The sequence below is a fragment of the Bradyrhizobium sp. SZCCHNR1017 genome (assembly GCF_032381375.1).
Taxonomy (GTDB): Bacteria; Pseudomonadota; Alphaproteobacteria; order Rhizobiales; family Xanthobacteraceae; genus Bradyrhizobium.
The window spans coordinates 678,522-697,089 of sequence record NZ_JAUHIR010000003.1 but is presented as its reverse complement, the minus strand read 5'-3'; the positions used below and the strand labels follow the sequence as shown (position 1 = coordinate 697,089).

The window sequence follows — 18,568 nt, the reverse complement described above, 5'->3', positions numbered from 1 at the left end:
TCGCCGCCAGGGTGCTGCCTGCCGCGCCCGATCCGAGTCCAAGGAATGGATCGCGCGTACGGCCGACAAAGTCCGCGATTCTTGTGCCATAATGCGGAACTGTGTTGAAAGCACGATGGCGTCGCGATTGGTTCCGGCGCGGGTTTCCGCTACAATGCCACCATGTATCGCGCCGTGACTCGCCACATCGAAGTGACCGTCGAACCGAACTTCCTGCCTGAGAAGTCGTCGGTGGCCGATGGCCGCTGGTTCTGGTCCTATACCGTCGTCATCACCAACAGCGGGGAGGAGACGGTGCGGCTGCGCAGCCGGCACTGGATCATCACCGATGGGATCGGCCGGCAGCAGGAGGTCCGCGGCGAGGGCGTGGTCGGCGAGCAGCCGGTGCTCGCGCCGGGCGAGCGCTTCGAATACACCTCCGGTGTCCCGCTCACCACCGCGTCCGGCTTCATGGCCGGCTCGTATCAAATGGAGAGCGAGAGCGGTGAGCACTTCGACATCGCCGTGCCGGCCTTCTCGCTCGACAGCCCCGAGGGCAAGCGGGTGTTGAACTAGCTGAGAAGGCATGCAGTCCGACTGCCCCAAGTCTCGTCTGCTCGCTGTCTCTTGTGCTGCAATACGACAGATCCTGCACCCGCGCCGCACGAAATCGTTCTCGCGACGCATCCCGCGCCCGAGCCTTGTCCATTCACCCGCCCTCTGCAAATAGAGGGCGCAGGGAAGGCCGGGCCTCGGCTGAGGCCTGCGGCCCGCCTGCAGAAAAAATGCAGGCGGCAGGTACCACAGGTTCAGCCGGAACGACCCGGCCCTCCCTGCGCGACGGTTTTAACGGCTGCTTCGCGTTCTCCCTGGTGCGCCGGGCTTGTTGGCCACCATCCTCAACGCGAAGCGGAGCTTCAGCGTGAGTTGATATCAGCATCGGGATATCAGGACCGCGCGACTTGACCGTACGTGCATCGCCGTTCGTCCGCGCAGACTGAACTACGCTGCGGCAACACACGCCCGTCGCATCCCGCTGCCAACGGTCCGTGACGGTCGCGAAACGCCCCTCGTGCGGCAGCAAGACGCGCGGAAATGTGCCAGTGATTTGCCCGACGGCACAAGCGGTTTGTTGCTGCGACCAATCAACGCGACGGGCATGGATGTGGCGTCGATCAGCGAGAAAGCCGATTTTCAACAACGAACTAATCGAGATCGCCGGCGCACACGAACTCCCGACGTTTTCTCCGACGCCGTGCGACGCAGCCTATCAAGCGTCGTCGCGAGGAGCGAAGCGACGACGCGATCCAGAACTGTCGAAGGACTGCGGATCGCGTCGCTGCGCTCGCGATGACGTACGGAGGGTTGTCGCTCGACCACGATCGGTACGACGCGCGGAGCGAGCGCAACAGAGTCAGTTCTCCGTCACGCCGGCTTCGTGCGGGGTGAAGTGATAGACCGAGGAGCAGAACTCGCAGGTGACGACGACCTTGTCGTCCTTGACCATGTCGGCGCGGTCCTGGGGCGAGAAGCTCTTCAGCATGTTGGCAACCGCATCGCGCGAGCAGGAACAGCGCGCCTGCAGCGGCACGAGGTCGAACACGCGCACGCCGCGCTCATGGAACAGGCGATACAGCAGCCGCTCGCCCGACAGCGCGGGATCGATCAGCTCGATATCCTCGACGGTCGCGACCAGCGACTGGCCCTCGACCCAGGCCTCGTCCTCCTCGATCGCATGCAGCTCGGTGCCTTCGGGCGCATCGCCGGGATGCAGGTCGGCTTGGCGCAAGCGCTCCGGCGCCTGCGGCAAAAATTGCGTCAGGAGGCCGCCGGCACGCCAGCGGTGCTTGCCGCCGCTCCACTCCTCGCCGACGGCGAGGCGCACGCGGGTCGGGATCTGCTCGGAGCGCAGGAAGTATTCATGAGCGGCCTCCTCCAGGCTGCCGCCGGTGAGCGCGACCAGCCCCTGGTAGCGGCTCATGTCGGCGCCCTGGTCGATGGTCATCGCCAGATGCCCCTTGCCGAGCAGGCCGCCGGAATCCTTGGCCTCCGCCAGCCGGGCTTCGTCGAAGCGGGCATAGGCACGCAGGCGGTCGGGTGCCTGGAAGTCGACCACCAGGAACGACACCGGGCCGTCGGTCTGGGTCTGCAGGATGAAGCGGCCGTCGAATTTCAGCGCGGAGCCGAGCAAGGTCGTCAGCACGATGGCCTCGCCGAGCAGCTTGCCCACGGGCGCGGGATAAGCGTGCTTGGTGAGAATGTCGTCGAGCGCCGGGCCCATGCGGGTCAGTCGCCCACGCAGATCGAGCGCCGCGACCTCGAACGGCAGCACGGCGTCGTCGACCGGCACCGCCGAGGGGGCGCGGCTGGTATCGAGGTTGATGTCGGTGTCGGGGGGATTGGTTGTCATGGGGCGTATTTGGGGATGATTGAAACGAATGGAAGGGCATCCCCGGCTGTCGTTCCGGCCTTGAGCCGGGACTCATACCGCGGATGCTATCGAGGAACGCCGGTGGTAGTCGCCGACGCTAAGCCGTAACCGACGAACCACGATCGCTCCAACTACGCCGAGCAACGGCCACAGCTGCAAATCAGTTCGATCACGCGGTATGGGTCCCGGCTCAAGGCCGGGACGACACCGGTGAAATTGCGCCGTCGAACCCTAAGCCCGCTCGCCGAAGCACCAGGCCAAGATGCCCTTCTGCGCATGCAGGCGGTTCTCGGCTTCGTCGAACACCACCGACTGCGGGCCGTCGATCACCTCGTCGGTGACCTCCTCGCCGCGGTGGGCCGGCAGGCAGTGCATGAACAGCGCCTCGGGCTTCGCCAGCGACATCAACTTGGAATTGACCTGATAGGGCTTGAGCAAATTGTGCCGATGCTCGCCATCCTTGTCGCCCATCGACACCCAGGTGTCGGTGACGACGCAGTCGGCGCCGGCGACAGCGACTTCCGGATCGTGGCCGAGATGGATGTCGGCCCGGGTGGCGCGGATGAAATCCTTCATCGGCTTGCCGGGCGACAGCTGCGGCGGGGTGGCGACGTTGAGCCGGAACTTGAAGCGCTCGGCGGCATGGGCCCAGGAGGCCAGCACGTTGTTGTCGTCGCCGGTCCAGGCCACGGTGCGGCCCTCGATGGAGCCGCGATGCTCCTCGAAGGTCATCACGTCGGCCATCACCTGGCAGGGATGCGAGCGCCGGGTCAGGCCGTTGATCACGGGCACGGTGGCATGCGCGGCAAGCTCGAGCAGCGCCTCGTGGCTGAGGATGCGGATCATGATGGCGTCGACATAGCGCGACAGCACGCGCGCGGTGTCGGCGATGGTCTCGCCGCGGCCGAGCTGCATCTCGGTGCCGGTCAGCATGATCGCCTCGCCGCCGAGCTGGCGCATGCCGACGTCGAACGACACGCGCGTGCGCGTCGACGGCTTGTCGAAGATCATCGCCAGCACCTTGCCCTCGAGCGGCTTCTTCGCCGGCTCGCGCGCCTTCAAGGTCTTCTTCATCGCGCTGGACAGCGCCAGCACGTTGCGCAGCTCCTCCACCGGCATCTCGGTGAGATCGAGGAAATGACGCGGCGTATTGCCCATGGTCTTGCTCATGATGCGGCCGCCTGCTTGGCAGGCCCGCCCGACAGCGCCGCACAGGCGCGATCGAGCATCTCGACCGATTGTTCGATTTCGGATTCGTTGACGATCAGCGGCGGCAGGAAGCGCACGACGTTGTCGCCCGCGCCGACGGTGAGCAGCTTCTGATCGCGCAGCGCCGTGACCAGATCGCCCGACGGCACCACCGCCTTGACGCCGATGAGAAGGCCCTCGCCGCGGATCTCGGAGATGATGTCGGGATGACGATCGAGAACGGCGGCGAGCTTCTGCTTCAACAGCAACGACATCTTGCGGACGTGATCGAAGAAGCCGGGCGCCAGCATCACGTCGAGCACGGCGTTGGCCGCGGCGACCGCCAGCGGATTGCCACCGAAGGTCGAGCCATGCGAGCCCGGCGTCATGCCCGACGCGGCCTCGGCCGTCGCAAGCACGGCGCCGATGGGAAAGCCGCCGCCGAGCGCCTTGGCCAGCGACATCACGTCCGGCGTGACGCCGAGCCAGCGATGCGCGAACAGATCGCCGGTGCGGCCCATGCCGGTCTGGACCTCGTCGATGACCAGCAACAAACCGTTGTCGTCGCAGAGCTGGCGCAGCGCCTTGTAGAACGGCAGCGGCGCGGTGCGCACGCCGCCCTCGCCCTGCACCGGCTCGACCAGGATGCCGGCGGTGTGCGGACCGATCGCCTTCTTCACGGCTTCGATGTCGCCGAACGGAACCTGATCGAAGCCGTCCATCGGCGGACCGAAGCCGTCGAGATATTTGGCCGACCCTGTCGCGGCGAGCGTGGCGAGCGTGCGACCGTGGAACGCGCCTTCGAACGTAATGATACGATAGCGTTCGGGATGTCCCTTGGCGGCGTGATATTTGCGCGTGATCTTGATCGCGCCTTCCATCGCCTCCGCGCCCGAATTGGCGAAGAACACGTAGTCGGCAAAGCTCTGCTCGCACAGCCGCGCGGCAAGGCGCTCGCCATCCGGGCTCTTGAACAGGTTCGACATGTGCCAGAGCTTGGCCGCCTGCTCCTGCAGCGCCTTGACCAGATGCGGATGCGCATGGCCGAGCGAATTGACTGCGACGCCCGAGGTGAAATCGAGATAACGGTCGCCATTGGTCGCGATCAGCCACGCGCCTTCGCCGCGCTCGAACGAAAGATCGACCCGGGCGAATACGGGGAGGAGATGCGTAGCGGCAACACTGGTCATGGCGGATCACATGAGCTGACGGGCCGGCCGAGACACGCGCCACGCGGCGCCATCGCGCATCAGGGACCCCACCCTGGAAAACAAAATGTGCCGCCTTTTCAAGGCGGCACGTGCATCTATTGTATGCGGGCAGCGGTGGGAGTCAACTACGCGTCAGCTGATGCATGGGGGGCCGGCCCGTGAGATTCCGGACGCCTGACACGCCTCGAGACACGCCACAGGGAACCACGGAATGTGTGGACTGCGGCCGCCGACTCTTGCGCGGGAGTCACGCCATATTGTAGCGTTTTCAACGTCGAGTACGACATCTCGTGCGGCAGTTCTGATCCCTCTCGAAGTTCTCTGAGTTTGCGTAACGTCCGGGTGCCTTGTGCGTGCCCGGCGAGGGACAAGGGATTCTGCCGCCAGGGATTTTCTTGAGACAGCATCGCAGCGCCGTCCCGGAATTGGCCGGCGCAACGCGAAGGGAAAGGTTCGATGACCGTATTGACCTGGTCCGACGATCGCGTCGAGCAACTGAAAAAACTCTGGGAAGCCGGACTGTCGGCCAGCCAGATCGCCGCGGAACTCGGAAACGTGACGCGCAACGCCGTGATTGGCAAGGTGCACCGGCTGGGCCTGTCCGGCCGCGCCAAGAGCCCGGCCACCGCGGCACCGCGCCAGCGCAAGGCGGCCCGCCCGGCACAGCCGATGATGCGGGTGGCGCGCCCGGTGGCGCGCGGCAACACGGCGCTCGCACAGGTTTTCGAGGTTGAGGCGGAGCCCGATCCGGTTGCATTCGACAACGTCGTGCCGATGAACCAGCGGCTGTCGCTGCTGGAGCTCAACGAGGCGACCTGCCACTGGCCGGTCGGCGATCCCTCGAGCGCGGATTTCTTCTTCTGCGGCGGCAAGGCGCTTTCCGGTCTGCCCTATTGCGCGCAGCATTCGCGCGTCGCCTATCAGCCCGCGGCCGACCGCCGCCGCCAGCCGGCGAAGTCGACCACGCGCTGAGGAAGTTGGCCGCGACGGGCGATGAGGATGCTCCGCATCGCCCTGGGATCTCCGGCGGCCTCAACTCACAACGACCATGGACGTGAGCCCGGCCCGCGCCGGGCCGCAGATGCGACGGGCGATCAGGCGCCCCGCGCCGGCTTCGACTGCGGAAAGCACGCCGTGAAGGCGGCACCGTTGCGCGGCACGCTTTCGATCAGCAGCCGGCCGCGATGGCGGTTGAGGATGTGCTTCACCAGGGAGAGGCCGAGCCCGGTGCCGCCTTGCGCGCGGCTGTCGCCGACATCGACGCGATAGAAGCGCTCGGTCAGGCGCGGCAGATGCTCGGGCGCGATGCCGGGGCCGAAATCGCGCACCTTGACCCGGATCTCCGGCGCGTTCTCGGCGGAGACGGCCTGCTCCAGCGAGACGATCACGCGCCCGCCCGAGGCGCCGTATTTCAGCGCGTTTTCGATCAGGTTCTCGAACACGCGCAGCAGCTCCTCGCGGTCGCCGGCGATCGTCACCGGCACGTCCGGCAGGCTGGTCTCGATCACCACCTGGCGCTCGCGCGCCAGCGACTCCAGCCCGTCGGTGACCTGGCGGATGATGGGGACGACGTCGACCATGGCGTGGGGCTGGACATGCGCCGACAGCTCCACCCGTGACAGCGACAGCAGATCGTCGATCAGCCGCGCCATGCGCGTCGCCTGGATGTGCATGATGCCGAGGAAGCGCTCGCGCGCCTTCGGATCGTCCTTGGCCGGCCCCTGCAGCGTATCGATGAAGCCCGAGAGCGCCGCCAGCGGCGTGCGCAGCTCGTGGCTCGCATTGGCGACGAAGTCGGCGCGCATTTCCTCGACCCGGCGCAGCGGGGTCAGATCGTGGAACGTCATCAGCATGCATTTGTCCGTGCCGCCGAACGCCGTCGGCACCGGCACCGGCGTGATGATCAGCTCCATCCAGCGATCGACCGGAACGTGATCGTGATAGGTGGCGCGGCGGATCTCGGTGGTGGCGATCGCCTCGCGCAGCGCAGTGATGATCTCCGGCGTGCGCAGCGCGAACTGGGCGAGCTCGCCCTTGCGCAGGGCCGGCGCGAGCTGCGCGGCAGCGGCATTGAGGTGGATGACTCGGCCGGCGCGGTCGAGCAGCACGGCGGGATCGGGGATGCCCTCGACCACCGCGCTCACGGCCGGCGCCTCGACCGGATTGGCGTGGCGCTCCTCCTCGCGCTTGGCGACCGCGCCATGCAGTCGCCACGGCACCAGGGCGGCGGCGGAAATGCACAGGAATACCGCCAGCGCCCGCAGCGGCAGCAGCTCGTCCAGCAGCACGAGCCCGGCAAGCGCGAGCGCCGCAGCGAGCAGGATGATCGCGGAATGGCGCAGCCGGTCCGGCCAGGGGGTGAAGATCGAGAGCGGCGTGTCGGAGGGAGCGTCGAGGGCCATCGCGTCCTACTGTTCCCTTGAGCTGGCGTCAGACACCGGAATCGCTGCGTTTCCTCACAAAAGCGGCTTCCGGCGGGGGGCCCGGATCGAGGCTGAGCGCGGCCTGCCGCAGCCGTTTCGACCGCGTGCTGATGATAACCTCGCGAAACGTCAGCAAGATTACAGAAATGAGGAACGGCGCCAAATAATACAGCATCCGGAACAGGAGCATTCCGGCCAGCAGCTCCTCGCGGTCCATCTGCCACAGCCCGACCAGCATCGCGGCGTCGAACACGCCGAGCCCGCCGGGGGAATGGCTGGCGAAGCCGAGCAGGGTCGCCGAGACGAAGATCACGGCCACCACGACGAAGCCGAGATTGGGCTCGTCCGGCACCAGCACATACATCGCCAGCGCGCAGAAACCGAGGTCGATGATGCCGATCGCGATCTGCAGCAGGGTCAGGGGGCCGCTCGGCAGCACCACGGTCCACGGCCCGCGGCCGACCACGCGCGGCTTGGTCCATACCCAGGCGACATACCCCAACAGACCGACCAGGATCGCGATCGCCACCATGCGGTTGACCCAGGGCGGCAGCTGGTCGATCGAGGCGGCTGCCTCCGGATGATAGCTGATGCCGAGCCCGAGCACGGCCGCATTGCCGAGCCAGAACGTCAGGCCGGCAAGGAAGCAGATCTTGGCGACGTCGATGGCGTTCAGCCCATGGGCCGAATAGACGCGGTAGCGCACGGCACCGCCGGTGAAGACGCTGGCGCCGACATTGTGGCCGATCGAATAGCTGGTGAAGGCGGCCAGCGCGTTGACGCGGTAGGGCACGTGGTCGTGGCCAATCGCGCGCACCGCGAACAGATCGTAGAAGGTCAGCGTGAAATAGCCGGCGGCGACGAACAGCGCGGCGAGCGCGATCTGATGCGGCTCCGTGCTCTTGATCGCCTCGAGCACCTCGTAGGTGTCGATGCCGCGCAGCATGTGGTAGAGGACGTAGCAGGCGACCGCGATCACAGCGATGCTGATCAGCACGCCGAGCTTGTGCAGGACTTGCTTCTCGCGCAGGAACGTGGCCGCTCTGCGTATGGCTTCAAGCATCTACACCTCTCACCGTGATCCGATCACGACGGCCGGGGACGCCGCGCCCCGGAGGCCGCAGCATCATGTGCGCATACAACGCCCTCGTAGCGCGTTTCGACGCATTGGGGAACACGGAGCGTGCGAACAAAAGCGTACACATGGATATACTTAGCAGGCTTTGCGGAAATGCGATGCACCGTTTTGCCGCACATGAGGCAAGACATCAGGCAAAGGCATCGGACAAGGCATCATGCAGGACGGCGGGGCAGCGCACGTCCCCGCCAGCCTGCAAACCCCAGGTTAAACTTTGGTGAGGAACGCGAATCTCCGGGGCTTCCGGGGCGCCCAGCGGTTCGGCGGGTCAGCATGGCTCAACAATAAGCGCGAGCTGCGCGTTTGACAGGTTCGCGCCTCGTCAAACCTTCGTGTCTCGCAGTTGCGATGACCCGGGGCACGCGGACGGCGGGCGCGCCGCCGCAGTCTCGGCAGATGGCGTCGGGTGCAGTCCGGTGCGGCGGTTTCAGGCCGCCGATTTCGTCCGCATGCTGCGGATCACCACCAGCGCCCGCAGCCAGGTGCCGATGGCGCAGCCGACGAGGTAGGGCACGAACATGATCAGCAGCAGCTCGAGCCAGTAGCCGGCCCGGCCGGGAATCAGGCAGGCCACGGCCGTCGCGACCAGGCCGGCGGCCAGCGCCGCCAGCAGCCAAGTCAGCCAGCCCGACACGCGCGGAGCGCGATGCACCACGGCGACCCAGCCCATCGCCAGCCCGATGGCGAATGCGCCGGCCAGCCAGCCCCAGTGAAAGGCAACGAGATAGGCCATGACGTTACCTCACCACGAATTCGATGCGCCGGTTCTGCGCCCGGCCGTCGGCGGTGTCGTTGGCGGCGATCGGCTGGGTGCTGCCATAGCCGATCGCGCTGAAACGGTCGGCCGGCAGTCCGGCCTTGACCAGATAATCGACCACCGCCTGGGCGCGCTTCTGCGACAGCACCTGATTGGCGGCAGAGTCGCCGTCGGCATCGGTGTGCCCGATGATCTCGACATTGGCGGAGGGGCAGCGGAACGCGATCTCGACGAGGCGGTCGAGCAGACCGGTGGAATCCCTGTCGAGGTCGCTGCGGCCGGTCTCGAACCGGATCTTGGCCTTGCCGAGCAGGTCGGAGAACAGCTGCTGGCACACCGTGGGATCGACCGGGGCGGCTGCCGGCTTCACCGTGATGTCGGCCTTCACCTGCCAGCCCTGTGGGACATCTTTGGCGAGCCCGGTCCGGATCTGGGCCGCTGCGGCGTCGTAAAGCGCATCACCGGAAATCTTGATGTCACGGTCGGACACCACCAGCGTGCCGGTCGACAGCCGTGACAAGGCGCCCAACGCCGGCACCACCGCATTCACGAAATTGGTTGGCGCGCCGAGGCTGTTCTTGAGATTGTCGACGACCTTCTCGCTGAAGAATTTGCGCGATGAAGAGCCGACGACGACGGCGTGGATGTTCTCGTCGGGAACGTTGCCTGCAAGCGTCACGGTGACCGCGACCGGGTCCTTGTAGGCCTGGAAGACATAGGGCGGCGCCTTGACCTCGTTGCTGGCGACCTTGAAGCCGTCCGGCAGCTTTCCGAGCGCGGCCGCGATCGCCTCGCGGCCGCCGAGCTCGCGCGCCATGCCGGACAATGTGACGTCGCCGTCGGAGATCGTGAACTTGCCGTCCTTCAGCTTGGCGATCTGGCCGATCAGCAGCAGCGCCACATCCTCGAAGCGCGCCGGCGCGCCGCGCGCCAGGCCCATCTGATCCGCGACCTCCACGCCCGGCAACGCCGCCCGGGTCGCGTCCATCAGCTTGCCCTTCAAGGCGGGCAGCGGCGCGCTGCCGCCCAGCGTCACCCGGACAACATCGCGCTCGGCCGACCAGACGAAGGGCTTGGCCTCGGGGACCAGCCGCGTCTCGTCGTTGACGAGCCGCACGCCGGCCACGCCGTCGACCGCAGCAACCGCATCGCGGCGTCCGGCCTCGGAAAACGCATTGGCGCGCAGCGAGACATCGCGGCCGTCCACCGTGATGCTTGTCCTGTCGAGCACCGCCCCCTTCAGGACGGCCGAGCTGCGGCCGGCGAGATCATTCTCCAGGGGAACGGTGCTGGTCCAGGCCGCGAGGCCCCAAAGCACGATCAGCGGGATGACGCCAGGCCACCATTTCCCGCTCCACCTGAAAAGTCCGCGCATTCGTCATCCGTCGCATCGAGGAAGCAGAGAGAAAACAAACCCTTGCATGCCTGTCAAACCGGAAATGAGGAGCGCCGCACGGTACGTTGTGACCGCAGGCTAAGGTTTTCTTCAATCATTCGTCGGTAACCTTGTCCCGACACTCACCGGGCCGCATATTTCAGATGAGGCGATTTCGCAAAACCTTTATCCGTGCCGGCCTGGAAGCGCTGTATCTGAGCGGCGCGCATGTCTGGCTGCGCCCGATCTTCTCGGGCGTGGGTGCGATCTATACGCTGCATCATGTGCGGCCGCCCCGCGACGCCGATTTCCAGCCCAATTGTCACCTCGAGGTCACGCCGGATTTCCTGCGCGAGATGTTGTCGCACCTGCGCGACCACGACATCGAGATCATCACCCTCGACGAGTTGCACAGCCGGCTGGTGGCGAAGGACTTCTCGCGCCGCTTCGCCTGCTTCACATTCGACGACGGCTATCGCGACAATCGCGATTTCGCGCTGCCTGTCATGCGCGAGTTCGATGCGCCGTTCACCATCTATGTGACGAGCGATTTCGCATCGGGACTGGGTCGGCTCTGGTGGGTGACGCTGGAGCGGCTGGTCGCCAAGACTGACGCGATCGACATCGAGATCGGCGGACTGTCGCTGCAGCTCGATGCATCGACGCCGGCCGCCAAATGCGTGACGTTCCAGCGCCTGCACGACTGGCTGCGCGCACTGCCGGGCGAGCACGACGTCCGGCGTGAGATCAGCGCGCTGTGCGCGCGCTACGACGTCGACGAGGCCTCGATCTGCCGTGAGCTCTGCCTGTCCTGGGACGAGCTCCGGGCGCTTTCGACTGAGCCATTGATCTCGATCGGCGCGCATTCGATCAGTCACTGCAATCTCGCCAAGCAGACCGAGGAGACGGCGCGCATCGAGATCGCCGACAGCCGTGCTCGGATCGAGAACGAGTTGCAGCGGCCGGTGCTGCACATGGCCTACCCGTACGGAGACCGCGCCGCCGCTTCCCAGCGCGAATTCGTGCTGGCGGCCGCGAGCGGCTACAAGACCGCCGTCACCACCCGGCCCGGCATGATCTTCGCCGAAAGCGCCGATCATCTCACGGCCCTGTCGCGCGTCTCGCTGAACGGCCATTACCAGGACGCCCGCGTGCTGCCGGTGCTGACCTCGGGCGCGGCCACCGCGATGTGGAACGGCTTCCGCCGCATCGACGCGGCATAGGCCCGCCATAACGTTGCCCTCCGATTGAATTGCGGCGAATTCGTGCGACTGCGTCTCACTTGACGTGCTGGCGCGTCCCGCTCACAAGCGCGCATGACATAAGGAAAGGGAGGCTTCATGCTCAGGAACTTGTTCTCACTCGAAGGACGCATCGCGCTCGTCACCGGCGGCTCACGCGGCATCGGCAAGATGATCGCATCCGGCCTGCTCGCGCATGGCGCGGCGAGGGTCTACATCACCGCGCGCAAGGCCGGGCCCTGCGAGGCGACCGCCAAGGCACTGACGACGGAATATGGCGGCGAATGCGTCGCGCTGCCGATCGACATTTCGACGATGGCCGGCATCGAGACGCTCGCGGGCGAGATCAAGAAGCGCGAGCCCAAGCTCGACATCCTCGTCAACAATGCGGGCGCGGCGTGGGGCGCCGACTTCGACGAATTCCCGGAGAGCGGCTGGGACAAGGTGATGAACCTCAACCTCAAGACGCCGTTCTTCCTGACCAAGGCGCTCGCAGCTCCCTTGCGTGCGGCGGCCAGCGCCGAACGGCCGGCAAAGGTCATCAACATCGCCTCGATCGACGGCATCTTCGTCAACCCGCTCGAGACCTATTCCTATGCGGCGAGCAAATCCGGCCTGATCCATCTGACGCGGCGCATGGCGGCCAAGCTGATCAAGGACCACATCGTGGTGACCGCGATCGCGCCCGGACCGTTCAAGTCCGACATGAACAAGGCCGCGCGCGACAACGCCGACGAGGTCGCCTCGCGCGTGCCCGCTGGGCGCATCGGCACCGACGAGGACATGGCTGGCACAGCGATCTTCCTCGCCTCGCGCGCGGGCGACTACGTGGTCGGCAATACGATCGCCGTCGACGGCGGCATCGTCTACGCGAACCCGGGCATTCCGGGTGCGGGATGGGACAGCTGAGAAGGGCGAATAGCGAATAGCGAATAGCGAATAGGCTACTTCCCCTATTCGCTACTCGCAACTCGCTGTTCGCCTCTCATCAAGTCTCGATCTTCACGTACTCGAAGTCACCCGGCTTGTTGTCGATCCCGACCTTCGGGGGCGCGATCCACGAGGCGTATTCGCCGATCTCGGTGACCGGCTTCATCAGCGAGGAGATGTAGGCGCCGTCGTCGGCCGACGGCAGCCAGTCGCCCTTGCGCTTCGCCCACGTGCCCTCGTCGATCAGGATGCCGTCGGGCGTCGCATGGACGTCCTTGAACTCGCCGATGGCGCGGTGGAAGGCGGTATGCGGCAGCTTGAGCTGGAAGTCGTAGCCTGCGGTCGCGATGATCTTGTTCCAGCGCAGCAGGCCCTTGACGCAGTCCTGCGAGTAGTCGTCGCGCAGGCGCATGTTGAGCGCGGTCAGCGCCGGCTCGTCGACCCGCTTGATCTCGCCGTCGACCAGCTTGAGCACCGGATAGGTCGAGTTCTTGAGCTGGTGATCGTCTTGGATCTGGGTCTCGTGATAGCGGCCCTTGATGCCGGCATTGAAGGCATTGGCCGCGTTGGTCGAGACCTCCGAGCCGAACAGGTCGAGCGACAGCGTGTAGTGCAGGTTCAACTTCTTCTGGATGGTCGGCAGGTCGATCACGCCCAGCGCGCGGACCTTGGCGATATCGGTGGGATCGTCGATGCCGGCGGCGCGCATCGCCTCGACCGTGCGCTGGATGACGCGGCCGACGCCGGTCTCGCCGACGAACATGTGATGCGCCTCCTCCGTCAGCATGAAGCGGCAGGTGCGCGACAGCGGATCGAAGCCGGACTGCGCGAGCGAGTGCAGCTGCATCTTGCCGTCGCGGTCGGTGAAGTAGGTGAACATGAAGAACGACAGCCAGTCCGGCGTCTTCTCGTTGAAGGCGCCGAGCATGCGCGGGCTGTCCGCGTCGCCCGAGCGGCGGCGCAGCAGCTCGTCGGCCTCCTCGCGGCCGTCGCGGCCGAAATATTTCTGCAGCAGGTAGACCATCGCCCAGAGGTGACGGCCCTCCTCGACGTTGACCTGGAACAGGTTGCGCATGTCGTAGAGCGACGGCGCCGTCTTGCCGAGATGGCGTTGCTGCTCGACCGAGGCCGGCTCGGTGTCGCCCTGGATCACGATCAGGCGGCGCATCAGCGCGCGATATTCGCCGGGAACCTCCTGCCAGGCCGGCTCGCCATAGTGCTCGCCGAACGGGATCTTGCGATCCTCTTCCTGCGGAGCCAGCAGGATGCCCCAGCGATAGTCTGGCATCTTGACGTAATCGAACTTCGCCCAGCCGCGCGGATCGACCGAATAGGCCGTGCGCAAGTACACCAGCGACTGCTGGAAGCCCTCGGGGCCCATGTCGTTCCACCAATCGACGTAGCCGGGATGCCAGCCTTCCAGGGCCTTGAGGACCTGGCGGTCCTCGGCGAGATTCACGTTGTTCGGGATTTTCGTGCTGTAGTCGACGTTCATGATATTCATATTCATCGCCGTGCTCCTTGGCCGGCGAATAGCGAATAGCGAGTAGCGAATCGAGCACCGCCCCAACTCGCAACACCCCTATTCCCTATTCGCTACTCCCTATTCGCTCTTCTCTGCTCTCTCAGACTCTCGTCATATCGTATTGCGGCCGCTCGCCGGTGCCGTAGCGCCGGAGTGCGCCCTCCTCGCCGACCGCGTTGGGCCGCTGGAAGATCCAGTTCTGCCAGGCGGTGAGGCGAGCGAAGATCTTCGATTCCATCGTCTCGGGGCCGGCGAAGCGCAGATTGGCTTCGAGACCGGTGAGGCTGTCCGGCGAGAAGCTGGCGCGCTCCTCGAGGAAGACGCGGATCTCGTCCTCCCAATCGATGTCATCCAGCGCGAAGGTCACGAGGCCGAGCTCCTCGGCCTCATCGGCTTCGAGCGGCTTGCCGACCTGCTCACGCACACGCGCGAGATCGGTGGGATCGGCGAGGAAGCGCGACTCCAGCCGGGTCAGGCCGTGACTCATCGGATAGGGACCGAAATTCATCGCCGACAGTTCGATCGCCGGCGCCGGGCGGTTGTCGCCCTGGATGGTGCCGATCAGCATGTAGGAGCGGTCGGAAGCGAACACCAGCTCGGCGAGCGTGCCGGCGAAGCAGGAACCGGGCTCGACCAGCGTGACCAGCGTGCGCGAGGTGACGTCGATGCGCTTCAGCACCCGCTTCCAGTAATGCCTGACCTCGTTGACCAGCCAGTGCGCCTTGTTGGCCTCAAGGAACGCGTCATGCGCGAGCACCTTGTCGCGATCGCCATGCGACTTGAACACCAGCATGGCGATGCCGAGCTCGTTGATGCGCAGATGCAGGATGGCATCGTCGAGCTCGCGCGCGACCTGCAGCGGCCAGAAGGAGGCCCCCTGCGCGATCATACCGTCGATGTCGGCCGGCGGCGCAGCTTCGGGGGCCGTGATCGTGATCGTGGCGATGCGGGCGGCGCGGTCGATGTCGACATTGACGAAGCCGTAACGCACGCTGCTCGCGTCAATGATGCGCTTCAGCGGCGTGAGCGCGACGCCCTTGCCGCTGCCGTTGCGCTTGGAGGCCGCCGCGAACTCCCTGGCGCGCTCAGCGACCTTGGCGTCGACCTTGGAGTTCGGCGCGATCTCGTCGACGAGGCGCCATTGCACGGCGCGCTTGCCCTTGACGCCCTCTTCCGTCGTGCAGAACGCGTCCGCACGGTCGCGGCGCACCTTGCGCTTGTCGACGACGCGCGTCAGGCCGCCGGTGCCGGGCAGCACCGCGAGCAGAGGCACCTCCGGCAGCGACACCGAGGAGGAGCCGTCGTCGGCGAGGATGATGTGATCGGTGGCGAGCGCGAGCTCATAGCCACCGCCGGCCGCGGTACCGTTCACCACGGTGATGAAGCGCTGGCCGGAATTCTCGGATGAATCCTCGAAGCCATTGCGGGTCTCGTTGGTGAACTTGCAGAAGTTCACCTTGTGGGCGTGGGTCGCGCCTGCAAGCATGCGGATGTTGGCGCCGGCGCAGAACACGCGCGGCTTGGCCGAGCGCAGCACCACGACCTTCACTTGCGGGTGCTCGAAACGCAGCCGCTGCACGGCATCGGCGAGCTCGATGTCGACGCCGAGATCATAGGAATTGAGCTTGAGCTGGTAGCCCTCGAACAGGCCGCCATTCTCGTCGACGTCCATGGCGAGCGTCGCCACCTCGCCGTCGATCGAGAGCTTCCAATGTTTGTAGCGGGAGGGATCGGTCTGAAAATCGATGAACGTCTTGCCTCCCGCGAGCACGCGGTCTTCCCCGGCCATGTGTCACCCTTCGTTGGAGTGCTTATCGTTGAGATGCACAATAATTCATGTTATGGCTGGCGTCTACGACAAAAAGCCGAAACATGCACTTTGTTTCATGTTCGTGATGCCGGGGCCGGCAAGGTCGCGGCCGCGAACTCGGCAATGACCCGCAAGGTGGCGTCCGGCGCCTCGCGATGCGGGGAATGGCCGGTGTTGGGCAGCATCGTCACTTCGACCGGGCAGTAGCACTCCTCCTGGATGATCTCGACCTGGCGGATGGTGCCGTACTGGTCGTCGACGCCCTGGATCACGGCCACGGGAACGCGGATGTAGGCGAGGTCGCCGGTGATATCCCAGGCCCGGAATGCCGGATCGAGCCAGGCGTCGTTCCAGCCGTAAAACGCGTTGTCGACGTCCTTGTGCCAGCGCGACAGCTTGGTGCGCAGCTCCGTGGTTTCGTAAGTGGTCTTGATCGCGGCGATCGACGACACAGAGATGTCCTCAACGACCACATGCGGCGCGATCAGCACGATGCCGTCGAGGCGATGGTCGGCGTGGCTGCCCCCGTAGATCGCCGCGATCGACGCACCATCGGAATGGCCGACGAGAAGACCGCGCTGAAAGCCGATTTGATCGAGCAGCTTCGGCAGCACATCGCGCGCCTCGCGCTGCATGTAGTCGAGCGGCCGCGGCAGAGACACCGGGCTGGAGGCGCCGTAGCCCGCGCGCGAATAGACGAACACGGAAACGCCGGTGGCTTGCTGGAGCTTGTCGGGAAAGTCGCCCCACAACCCGACCGAGCCGAGCCCTTCATGCAGCAGCACGATGCACGGAGCGTCAGAGGGCTGCGGACCGATCAGGCGATATTCGAGATCGGCGGAATCGATGGTGAGGAAGCCGTTCGATGAAAGCTGCACGGGCCACTCTCTCCTTCGTCATGCCCGGGCTTGACCCGGGCATCCACGTCTTTCTTGTCGAGGCGGAATGGATGGCCAGGTCAAGCCCGGCCATGACGACAACCAAGAGCAGGACCACTCCGAGAGTGGGGGCCAACTACTGACCCGCTCCCTCACGCAGCTTGAAGCGCTGGATCTTGCCGGTCGCGGTTTTCGGCAAGGACTCCACCACCTCGATCCAGCGCGGATATTTCCACGGGCCGATCTTCTGCTTGACGTGTTCCTTCAGTGCCTCGTGCAGGGTCGAGCGATCGACGCTCGGGCGCAGCACGACATAGGCCTTCGGCTTCAACAGCCCCTCCGGATCGGCTTCCGGCACCACGGCAGCCTCGAGCACCGAGGGATGCGTGATCAGCGCGCTCTCGACCTCGAACGGCGACACCCAGATGCCAGAGACCTTGAACATGTCGTCGGAGCGGCCGCAGAAGGTGTAGCGCCCGTCAGCGTCGCGGACATATTTGTCGCCGGTGCGCGTCCAATAGCCCTCGAACGTCGAGCGGGTCTTGTGGCGCTGATTCCAGTAGCCCTCGCCGGCGGACGGTGCATGCACCAGCATCTCGCCGACCTCGCCGTCCGGCACGTCCTGGCCGGCCTCGTTGACAAGACGAACCTGATAGCCCGGCACGGGGCGCCCCGATGAGCCGTATTTGATGTCCCCGGGCACGTTGGACAGGAAGATGTGCAGCAGCTCGGTCGAGCCGACACCATCGAGAATGTCGACGCCGAACCGCGCCTTCCAGGCATTGCCGACCGATTCCGGCAGCGCCTCGCCGGCCGAGGTGCAGATGCGCAGAGCGCTGCCGGCCTTCTCATGGCGCAGCGACTCATCGTGCAGCATCGCGGCGAACAAGGTCGGCACGCCGTAGAAGATGGTCGGATTGTAGCGGTTGAGGAGCTTGAACATCAGCGCCGGCGTCGGGCGCTCGGAGTTGAGGATCGTGGTTGCGCCGACCGACAGCGGGAAGGTCAGCGCATTGCCGAGGCCATAGGCGAAGAACAGCTTTGCGGCTGACAGACAGACATCGCTCTCGCGGATGCCGAGCACTTGGCTGGCATAGGTCTCGGCCGTCGCGGCGAGATTGCCGTGCAGATGGCGCACGCCCTTGGGCATGCCGGTCGAACCGGATGAATACAGCCAAAACGCAGGCTCATCCTCGTGGGTCGCGACCGTGTCGAACTGATCGCTCTCGCGCGCGAGCTCCTCGGTGAGCAGCTTGTGGCCGAAGGCATTGGCGCCGGACACGACGACGCAATCGAGATCCGGCATCCGGCCGACAATGTCCTTCACCACCGGATACAGCGCCTCGGACACGAACAGCACGCGGGCGCGGCAGTCGGCGAGCACATACGCGTATTGGTCAGAGGTCAGCAGCGTGTTGAGCGGCACCGGGACGACGCCCGCGCGCATGGCGCCAAGAAACACCGCGGGGAAATCCACCGTATCGAGCATGATCATCGCCACGCGCTCCTCGCGGCGGACGCCAAGGCGGCGCAGCATGTTGGCGACGCGGCAGGTCTGCTGTTGCAGACCGCGATAGGTCAGCTCCGAGACCGTGTCCGTGTAGGCGAGCTTGTCGCCGCGCCCCGCCTCGACATTGCGGTCAAGCAGCCACGATACCGCATTGTACGACTTCACGGCATTC

At 65.7% G+C, this 18,568-nt stretch carries 15 protein-coding genes; 4 read left to right on the top strand and 11 right to left on the bottom strand.

Annotated features, from left to right (window positions below):
• The first annotated feature begins 162 nt into the window (after nucleotides 1-162).
• Nucleotides 163-555 carry a Co2+/Mg2+ efflux protein ApaG gene (gene apaG / locus QW863_RS12065; RefSeq protein WP_315717145.1) on the top strand — a complete coding sequence of 131 codons (393 nt, stop codon included), beginning with the start codon at nucleotides 163-165 and terminating at the stop codon, nucleotides 553-555.
• Nucleotides 556-1,393: 838 nt separating this feature from the next.
• Here the strand turns inward: apaG and QW863_RS12060 are convergent.
• The 3 genes from QW863_RS12060 to QW863_RS12050 all read right to left on the bottom strand — a co-directional run bounded on the left by QW863_RS12060 (nucleotide 1,394) and on the right by QW863_RS12050 (nucleotide 4,788).
• Nucleotides 1,394-2,389: an Hsp33 family molecular chaperone gene (locus tag QW863_RS12060; RefSeq protein WP_315717144.1), complete on the bottom strand. Its 996-nt coding sequence runs from the start codon at nucleotides 2,387-2,389 to the stop codon at nucleotides 1,394-1,396.
• A 252-nt stretch (nucleotides 2,390-2,641) separates the two neighbouring features.
• Entirely contained in the window at nucleotides 2,642-3,568 is a 927-nt protein-coding gene (gene argF / locus QW863_RS12055) for an ornithine carbamoyltransferase (RefSeq protein WP_315717175.1), read from the bottom strand.
• An 8-nt stretch (nucleotides 3,569-3,576) separates the two neighbouring features.
• On the bottom strand, nucleotides 3,577-4,788 hold the full coding sequence (locus tag QW863_RS12050) for an aspartate aminotransferase family protein (RefSeq protein ID WP_315717143.1): 1,212 nt from the start codon (nucleotides 4,786-4,788) through the stop codon (nucleotides 3,577-3,579).
• Nucleotides 4,789-5,265: 477 nt separating this feature from the next.
• Between QW863_RS12050 and QW863_RS12045 the strand changes: the two genes are divergently transcribed.
• Entirely contained in the window at nucleotides 5,266-5,781 is a 516-nt protein-coding gene (locus QW863_RS12045) for a GcrA family cell cycle regulator (protein ID WP_315717142.1), read from the top strand.
• Between the two features lie 122 nt (nucleotides 5,782-5,903).
• Here the strand turns inward: QW863_RS12045 and QW863_RS12040 are convergent, their stop codons facing one another.
• The 4 genes from QW863_RS12040 to QW863_RS12025 form a co-directional block, all read right to left on the bottom strand.
• Nucleotides 5,904-7,211: an ATP-binding protein gene (locus QW863_RS12040; RefSeq protein ID WP_315717141.1), complete on the bottom strand. Its 1,308-nt coding sequence runs from the start codon at nucleotides 7,209-7,211 to the stop codon at nucleotides 5,904-5,906.
• 28 nt (nucleotides 7,212-7,239) lie between these two features.
• Entirely contained in the window at nucleotides 7,240-8,295 is a 1,056-nt protein-coding gene (locus tag QW863_RS12035) for a lysylphosphatidylglycerol synthase domain-containing protein (protein WP_315717140.1), read from the bottom strand.
• A 502-nt stretch (nucleotides 8,296-8,797) separates the two neighbouring features.
• Nucleotides 8,798-9,103: a hypothetical protein gene (locus QW863_RS12030; RefSeq protein WP_315717139.1), complete on the bottom strand. Its 306-nt coding sequence runs from the start codon at nucleotides 9,101-9,103 to the stop codon at nucleotides 8,798-8,800.
• Between the two features lie 4 nt (nucleotides 9,104-9,107).
• Nucleotides 9,108-10,502, bottom strand: a complete 1,395-nt coding sequence (locus tag QW863_RS12025) for an OmpA family protein (protein ID WP_315717138.1) — start codon at nucleotides 10,500-10,502, stop codon at nucleotides 9,108-9,110.
• A 164-nt stretch (nucleotides 10,503-10,666) separates the two neighbouring features.
• Between QW863_RS12025 and QW863_RS12020 the strand changes: the two genes are divergently transcribed.
• Nucleotides 10,667-11,725: a polysaccharide deacetylase family protein gene (locus tag QW863_RS12020; RefSeq protein WP_315717137.1), complete on the top strand. Its 1,059-nt coding sequence runs from the start codon at nucleotides 10,667-10,669 to the stop codon at nucleotides 11,723-11,725.
• Nucleotides 11,726-11,842: 117 nt separating this feature from the next.
• Nucleotides 11,843-12,652, top strand: a complete 810-nt coding sequence (locus QW863_RS12015; RefSeq protein WP_315717136.1) for an SDR family oxidoreductase — start codon at nucleotides 11,843-11,845, stop codon at nucleotides 12,650-12,652.
• Nucleotides 12,653-12,731: 79 nt separating this feature from the next.
• Here the strand turns inward: QW863_RS12015 and boxB are convergent, their stop codons facing one another.
• The 4 genes from boxB to QW863_RS11995 all read right to left on the bottom strand — a co-directional run bounded on the left by boxB (nucleotide 12,732) and on the right by QW863_RS11995 (nucleotide 18,561).
• Nucleotides 12,732-14,183 (bottom strand): benzoyl-CoA 2,3-epoxidase subunit BoxB, encoded by a 1,452-nt coding sequence (gene boxB / locus QW863_RS12010; protein ID WP_315717135.1) that lies wholly within the window; start codon nucleotides 14,181-14,183, stop codon nucleotides 12,732-12,734.
• Nucleotides 14,184-14,298: 115 nt separating this feature from the next.
• Nucleotides 14,299-15,987, bottom strand: a complete 1,689-nt coding sequence (gene boxC / locus QW863_RS12005) for a 2,3-epoxybenzoyl-CoA dihydrolase (RefSeq protein WP_315717134.1) — start codon at nucleotides 15,985-15,987, stop codon at nucleotides 14,299-14,301.
• A gap of 95 nt (nucleotides 15,988-16,082) precedes the next feature.
• Nucleotides 16,083-16,886, bottom strand: a complete 804-nt coding sequence (locus QW863_RS12000) for an alpha/beta hydrolase (RefSeq protein ID WP_315717133.1) — start codon at nucleotides 16,884-16,886, stop codon at nucleotides 16,083-16,085.
• A 136-nt stretch (nucleotides 16,887-17,022) separates the two neighbouring features.
• Nucleotides 17,023-18,561, bottom strand: coding sequence for a benzoate-CoA ligase family protein (locus QW863_RS11995; protein ID WP_315717132.1), 1,539 nt, complete (start codon nucleotides 18,559-18,561; stop codon nucleotides 17,023-17,025).
• Between the last annotated feature and the right edge of the window lie 7 nt (nucleotides 18,562-18,568).

Coding starts and splice junctions, on each gene's coding strand:
- apaG (WP_315717145.1), top strand. CDS start 163: ATGTATCGCGCCGTGACTCGCCACATCGAAGTGACCGTCGAACCGAAC.
- QW863_RS12060 (WP_315717144.1), bottom strand. CDS start 2,389: ATGACAACCAATCCCCCCGACACCGACATCAACCTCGATACCAGCCGC.
- argF (WP_315717175.1), bottom strand. CDS start 3,568: ATGGGCAATACGCCGCGTCATTTCCTCGATCTCACCGAGATGCCGGTG.
- QW863_RS12050 (WP_315717143.1), bottom strand. CDS start 4,788: ATGACCAGTGTTGCCGCTACGCATCTCCTCCCCGTATTCGCCCGGGTC.
- QW863_RS12045 (WP_315717142.1), top strand. CDS start 5,266: ATGACCGTATTGACCTGGTCCGACGATCGCGTCGAGCAACTGAAAAAA.
- QW863_RS12040 (WP_315717141.1), bottom strand. CDS start 7,211: ATGGCCCTCGACGCTCCCTCCGACACGCCGCTCTCGATCTTCACCCCC.
- QW863_RS12035 (WP_315717140.1), bottom strand. CDS start 8,295: ATGCTTGAAGCCATACGCAGAGCGGCCACGTTCCTGCGCGAGAAGCAA.
- QW863_RS12030 (WP_315717139.1), bottom strand. CDS start 9,103: ATGGCCTATCTCGTTGCCTTTCACTGGGGCTGGCTGGCCGGCGCATTC.
- QW863_RS12025 (WP_315717138.1), bottom strand. CDS start 10,502: ATGCGCGGACTTTTCAGGTGGAGCGGGAAATGGTGGCCTGGCGTCATC.
- QW863_RS12020 (WP_315717137.1), top strand. CDS start 10,667: ATGAGGCGATTTCGCAAAACCTTTATCCGTGCCGGCCTGGAAGCGCTG.
- QW863_RS12015 (WP_315717136.1), top strand. CDS start 11,843: ATGCTCAGGAACTTGTTCTCACTCGAAGGACGCATCGCGCTCGTCACC.
- boxB (WP_315717135.1), bottom strand. CDS start 14,183: ATGAATATGAATATCATGAACGTCGACTACAGCACGAAAATCCCGAAC.
- boxC (WP_315717134.1), bottom strand. CDS start 15,987: ATGGCCGGGGAAGACCGCGTGCTCGCGGGAGGCAAGACGTTCATCGAT.